The organism is Flavonifractor plautii ATCC 29863 (assembly GCF_000239295.1).
GTDB lineage: Bacteria > Bacillota > Clostridia > Oscillospirales > Oscillospiraceae > Flavonifractor > Flavonifractor plautii.
In genome coordinates, this window is sequence record NZ_JH417759.1 from 2,719 (window position 1) to 6,199 (window position 3,481).

Annotated in this window: 1 protein-coding gene; it reads right to left on the bottom strand. The window is 58.2% G+C overall.

Features of this window, described 5'->3' with window-relative positions:
- The coding region (locus tag HMPREF0372_RS09070; protein WP_462100980.1) for a SpaA isopeptide-forming pilin-related protein at positions 1–3,406 on the bottom strand (3,406 nt) is incomplete at its 3' end.
- Positions 3,407–3,481 lie beyond the last annotated feature (75 nt).

Here is a 3,481-nt window from a genome sequence, read left to right on the forward strand (position 1 = left end):
CCACTGTGCCGGTGATGCCGGAGAGGATGATCTGGCCCTCCGCATTGGTCCAGTACAGGCCATTGGAGGACAGCTTACCGCCCTCGTCTGGGAGATAGGTGCCATCCGCACAAGTGATCTTGAACTGCACCCCCTCCAGCGGGGTCTTGTCCTTGCTGGACAGCTTATGGATGATGAGGTTTCCCATAGGCTGGTTGCGGAACTCTACCGTGACGGTTTGCCCTTCCTTGACCTGGACGGTTTGGGGCGTATCGTCCAGCAGATAGCCTGGCTTGGCACGGGTTTCCTTGATGATCAGCGTGGTCCCGGGTTCTACTCCTTTCACCAGGAAAGTGCCGGTGCTGTCTGTCACGAACTTGCCGTTGTCATCACCCACCACGGAGCCGTCCGATTTTGTCACTAGGAACTCTACATCACTCAAGGGGCTGTTGTCTGCGCTGGACACCTTCTTCACCAAAATGGCCCCCTTGGGGGCGTTGGAAAAGTAGAGGGTTACGATGTCTTGATCCTCGCCGCTGATATAGAAGGACTGGGGCGCGGCGTCAATCACGTGGCCGCTGTCGCTCTCCAGCTCCTCGCAGATGTAGTAGCCCTTTTTGAGCCCGGTGACGGTGAAGGAGCCGTTGGCCGAAGTCGTGTACGTACCGATCACAGTGCCGCCGCTGCCGCTGACCTCGCCACCCAGGTATTTCAGCTGGAAGCGGCAGCCGGAGATCCCAGCTCCAGTCACGCTATCCTGCTTGTAAACCACCAATGCAGACAGGGGCGTGTTGGGAATGGTTACAGTCTTGTTTTCGCCGCCCTTGATGTAGACCTCTGTAACAGGGTCATCCGGGAGCTGGTAGCCGGGGGCTGGCTTGGTCTCTTTGATGGTCAGCCAGCCGTCCTCGATGCCCTCCAGGATGATCTGACCCGCCTCGTCTGTCTGGAAGGTCCCCAGGTCCCGCTGCTCCCCAGTTTCCGTCTTATTGCTGGACCATGTGATGTGAAACTCGGCGTACTGGATGGGGTCATGGGTGACGGAGCTTTCTTTCTGGATGGTGACGGTGGGCCGCTTGTGGTTTTCAAAATACACATCCCGGTCCCGATTGGGATAGAGGGTGACTAACTGGGGGTCTGCATCCGGGAGGTAGGGAGACGGGACGGACTTTTCAATCACCTCGTACACCTCGGGCATGAGGTTGGAGACAGTGGCAGAACCATCCGGCCCAGTGGTTACTTCGGCCACAGAATGTCCGTCCGCGCCCTTCACCAAGAACACGGTGCCGGGGACCGGCGCGCCGGTATCGGCGTCGTGCTTCCAGATGGTCAGGTTGGGCCGCTTGTCATTTTGCAGACAAATCGTGGCATCTTTACCGGGGAACAGCTGCACATGATACTCTGTGGGGTCCAGGATATGGTCCGATACTGTGGTAACCTCTTGCAGGGAATACACTCCAGGTTCCAGACCATCCCAGGTGATCTCTCCTGTGCTGGAGGTGATGCGATCCAAATATCGAGAGCCGTCCTCGATCTTGGACAGCCGGTAGGTGACGCCGCCCAGGGGTGTCCCATCCGCACTCTCTTTGTATAGATGCAGAGAGGGCAGCTTGGAATTGGTGAACACAAATTGGGCCTGGTCACCGCCGTCCAGGTGGATGATCCGCTGGGCATCGTCTACCACATAGCCGGGGCACTCCAGTTCCGTTACTACATAAGTGCCCACGGGGAGCTTGGAGAGGTCGATGGTCCCGTCCTCGGATGTGGTGTACTCCTCCGGCCCGAAGCTGCCATCCACTGCCTCAAAACGGAATCGGGCGTTGGCGATAGGCTGGGAGAGGTCGGAACTGTCTACCTTGATAAGATGGATGCCGGGCAGGCGGTCATTGAAGAACACCAGGTCTTTGATGCCATCTCCGGCCTCCAACTCCACCTCCTGGGGAGTGGTATCCAGCACATGGCTGTCTCCGCCCGTATTCCGTTCCTCCACCCGGTAGGTGCCGGGCTGACAGTTGGTGAGGAGGATCTGGCCAAACTCGTCCGTCTGAAAGATGCCCAGGCTTTCGGCGTCCCGGAAAATCTCGAAGGAGACATTGGGCATGAGCTCCATGCTGCCTCGCTCATATTTGGTAATCCGCAGGCCGGGCAATTCTTGGTTGATAATTGTGACGGTGGATTCCTCCCCGGTCACGACTGCCACGGTCTGTACCGTGTCCGTGTCCGCGATCCAACCCTCAATGCCAGCCAGTTCCCGGACCTCCCAGCCGCCGGGGGCCAACTCATCGAAGACGATTACGCCATTATTGGTCTGGCCTGTCCGGGTCTCGCCAGTCCCGATGTGCTTAATCTGGATGGTGACGCCGGAGAGAGCGTCACCGGTGTCACTCCGCTTCTCCACCCGCAGGGAACCATAGGGGGCATTCCAGAACGTCAGAGTGGCGGTCTTGTCATACTCCACATCCGCGTGCTGGGTGCGCTCCTCCGGGAGCAAGTGATACCGGGGCGGAATCTCCTCGGTTACGGTATAGTGGCCCTCAAGGGTCAGGGGGATTACCACGGTTCCGTCCGGGCCGGTGGAGAAGGAGCCTACCTTGCGTCCCTCCGGGTCATAGATTGAGAATACAGCCCCTTCCAGAGGTAGCTCGGTCCCTTCCTCCAGCTTTACAATCTTTAGGGCCGTCTCGTCCGGGCCGGGTTCCCCGCCGTTCGCATAACTGCTGATGGCGGCCACATCCAGCCGCACATTATTGTCCAGGTCGCAGATGTAGTTTTGCAGTTCGCCGTACTTGTCCTTCTCCTGGCACACAGCGTACATGGCAGCATACTGGGCTACCGGTGCGGAAAGGGAGAGCTGCACATTACCGGACTGTCCCTCCACACTGCTGGCGGGATAGAGCACCTTGAATGTGCCCGCGTAGCCATCCGAGGTGGGCTGGGTGGTAACGGCGGTGATCTCGTTGTTGTTGGCATCCACGATCTTTGTGCCATCCGGAACACTGCCGGGAACAGAGAACGATACGGTCACATCATAGTCGTACACCCAGGTCTCGCTCCAGACAGTAAATACCTGTTGCAAGTATGCCTGGCCGTCGATGGTCACGGGGTAGGCCGTAGACTTGTCCGCTGTGACGGTCATCCGGGGAGAGAGCATATAGTTGTAGGTCGTACCCCGCTTATAAATGTCCTTGGCAGCGGCTAGGATGCGATTGCCAATGTCCAGTTCAGAGCCGGTCAGGCCGGGGGCTACCTTCAGATTGGCGATATTCCAGTTGGGAAGCAGGTAGCACCAAAGGGCCATTTTGGTGGCGTAATATGCCTGATATTTGTTGTCCAGGTTTAGCTCCCCCAGGCTGCGGTGAGGGTAGCCGTTGGAGATGATACCCACCACTTTGGGGTCGCTGGCCTTTTCCTCGGCCAGGTACTTGATGCTCTCACCAGGGCCTACGCTCTGCGGGACGCCGGGGGTGGTATAGCGATAGGTAATCCACCTCTTTTACTGCAT